Origin of the sequence: Pedobacter sp., assembly GCF_045628745.1 — a bacterium.
Taxonomy (GTDB): domain Bacteria; phylum Bacteroidota; class Bacteroidia; order Sphingobacteriales; family Sphingobacteriaceae; genus Pedobacter.
This window is the reverse complement of record NZ_JAZQPU010000077.1, coordinates 1-2837: the sequence shown is the minus strand read 5'-3', so window position 1 is coordinate 2837 and position 2837 is coordinate 1. Positions and strand designations below refer to the sequence as shown.

Annotated in this window: 4 protein-coding genes; all 4 read left to right on the top strand. The window is 40.2% G+C overall.

Annotated features, from left to right (window positions below; all coding sequences use genetic code 11):
- Positions 1 to 715: sensor histidine kinase (locus tag ACR2F7_RS03580; RefSeq protein ID WP_432712221.1), on the top strand; the 715-nt coding region annotated here is incomplete at its 5' end.
- Positions 715 to 1773, top strand: coding sequence for a response regulator (locus tag ACR2F7_RS03575; protein WP_432712220.1), 1059 nt, complete (start codon positions 715 to 717; stop codon positions 1771 to 1773). The genes ACR2F7_RS03580 and ACR2F7_RS03575, both read left to right, overlap by 1 nt.
- An 80-nt stretch (positions 1774 to 1853) precedes the next feature.
- Positions 1854 to 2291 (top strand): lactate dehydrogenase, encoded by a 438-nt coding sequence (locus ACR2F7_RS03570; RefSeq protein WP_432712219.1) that lies wholly within the window; start codon positions 1854 to 1856, stop codon positions 2289 to 2291.
- A 12-nt stretch (positions 2292 to 2303) separates the two neighbouring features.
- Positions 2304 to 2837 (top strand): radical SAM protein (locus tag ACR2F7_RS03565; protein WP_432712218.1); only part of this gene is annotated, 534 nt, incomplete at its 3' end.

Sequence of the window (2837 nt, the reverse complement as noted above, 5' to 3'; positions counted from 1 at the left end):
AGAAGAAGTAAGCATGTCCCTGGTTAAAGAAAAGGAACTTAACCAGTTGAAAAGTCGCTTTGTTTCCATGGCTTCTCATGAATTCCGTACACCACTCAGTTCGGTTCAACTTTCAGCATCGCTGATTGAAAAATATGCGCAGCCTTTTAGCAACCCTAACATTACCAAACATGTGGGCAAAATAAAAAATGCTGTAGGGAACCTCACCACTATTTTAAACGATTTCTTGTCCTTAGAGCGTTTGGAAGCCGGTAATGTAGAACCTACCTTCACAACTTTTGACCTTGTTAAATTTTCTGAAGAAATTACTGAAGAAATGCAGATGATGGCTAAACAAGATCAGAACATCATTTACCAGCATACAGGTTTGCAAAGTGTAATTACGCTCGATCAGAATTTATTGAGGAACTGCATGATCAATCTGATCAGCAATTCTATTAAATATTCAGGGGAGCATACCTTTATAGAATTTAATACCGAAATTACCGATAACCAATGTATAGTGACCATTAAAGACAATGGCATTGGCATTCCAGAAGCAGACCAGGTACATTTATTTGAGCCTTTTTTCAGGGCAAATAATACAGGTAACATTCCTGGCACCGGGCTGGGCTTAAATATCGTATTGCGCTACGCCACTTTAATGCAGGGCAAGGTTCATTTTGAAAGCATCATTAACCAAGGCACCACCTTCATCCTTTCTTTTTCTAAATAATGAGTAAAACGACGATTCTAATTATAGAAGATAATAACGACATCAGAGAAAGCACTGCTGAGATTTTAGAACTTGCAGATTTTGAAGTGATACAGGCAAAAAACGGAAGGATAGGCGTAGAGCTTGCCACCAAACATTTACCCGACCTGATCTTATGTGACATCATGATGCCGGAGCTGGATGGTTATGGCGTTTTATTTCTACTTAATAAGAACCCGCAGACTTCAGCGATTCCTTTTATTTTTCTAACGGCCAAAGCAGAACGTTTAGACATGCGCAAAGGAATGGAAATGGGGGCTGATGATTACCTCACCAAACCTTTTGACGATGTTGAACTGCTCAATGCCATTGAAAGCAGGTTAAGGAAGAAAACAAAACACCAGGCTTTTTACAGCAAATCCCTGGATCAGATTTCTGGCTTAATCAGCCATGCCTCGGGCTTAAAGGAGCTGCAGAAACTTATTGCCGAGCGCAAGTTAAGGCACATTAAGAAAAAGCAGGTGGTTTATTATGAAGGTGATGCCGTAACAGGTATTTTCCTGGTCATCCATGGAAAGATCAAAACGGTAAAACTTACAGAAGATGGCCGTCAGCTGATGACCGGCATTTATACTGATGACCAATATTTTGGCATCCCCTCGCTCTTGCTCAACGAGCCTTATGCTGAAACAGCAGAAGCTATGGAAGACTCTTCTATTTGCCTGTTGCCAAAAGACATGATGGAAGATTTGCTGGCGCAGTATCCTGATATCGGCAGACAGTTCATCAAAATTTTGTCTAATAATTTAATGCAGAAAGAAGAACAGTTGATGCAGCTGGCCTACCATTCTGTGCGTAAACGCTTGTCGGAGGTTTTAATCCGTTTGTCGAAACAAGAGAAATCCATCGAGCCATTGCTCCTTAAAGTTTCCAGAGATAATTTGGCAGCCCTGGCTGGCATGGCTACAGAAACCGTAAGCAGGATACTCAGTGACTTTAAAGATGAAAATATCATTGAAAGAAAAGGAAGTCAGATTCAAATTCTGGACCTGCACAGGTTGCAACAAATGAAAAACTGATCAACATCATATTTATGATTGACTAAACTCATTCTCCAGATTAGGCTAGCGAAGTACTTTTGAGCTATAAATGATCAAGCATGAGAGTAGTAGCCTATAGTATAAAATCTTTTGAAAAAGAGCCACTGGCCATAGCCAACCATAAAAAACATGAAATTACTTTAATTTCAAACTCTTTAAGTGAAGATACGGCTGCGTATGCAGAAGGTAAAGAAGCCGTTATTGTTTTTAATGATGACCTTGTCAATGAAAGTGTCATTGATAAGCTGGCAGATTTGGGGGTTAAGTATATTGCTACCCGTTCCACGTCAATTTCTAATATTGACCAGCAAGCAGCCGCTAAAAGGCATATCAAAATTGCCAGTGTACCCACTTCGGCTTTAGCAGAACATGGTCAAGCATCTTTGTCGATGATTCTTGCCACCGTAACTATCCAGAACCTTGATAAATGGTCAACTAAAAGTTGCCTGGGTAATTCATGCATTTGCGCTAATTCATGTGACAGATCTCATCACTAATTTATTAATTTTATGAGCAGCAAAGAATTAACCGACAAATATAATGTAGCCGCCCCTCGCTATACCAGTTATCCAACTGTTCCTTATTGGGATGCGGATACCTTTAACAAGGAGCAATGGAAACAAGCCGTTAAAGCCTCTTTTACACAAAGTAATACCAAAGATGGAATCAGTTTATATATCCATTTGCCCTTTTGCGAAAGCCTCTGCACTTATTGTGGCTGCAACACCCGCATTACACGTAACCATGCAGTAGAAGATCCTTATATCCTTACCGTATTGAAAGAATGGGGACTTTATGTGTCACTTTTACCTTCAAGACCCCGTATAAAAGAATTACATTTAGGTGGAGGTACACCCACTTTTTTTAGTCCGGAGAACCTCAACAAGTTAATCAGTGGAATATTTGAACTCGCTGATCGCCATGAAGAAGCAGAATTTAGCTTTGAAGGACATCCTGGTAATACCAGGAAAGAACACCTGGATACCTTGTATGCCCTGGGCTTTAAAAGAGTAAGCTTCGGCATCCAGGATTTTGATCCACAG

What these genes read in the sequence shown, in the direction of transcription:
- ACR2F7_RS03575 (WP_432712220.1), top strand. Translation starts at nt 715, where the DNA reads ATGAGTAAAACGACGATTCTAATTATAGAAGATAATAACGACATCAGA.
- ACR2F7_RS03570 (WP_432712219.1), top strand. Translation starts at nt 1,854, where the DNA reads ATGAGAGTAGTAGCCTATAGTATAAAATCTTTTGAAAAAGAGCCACTG.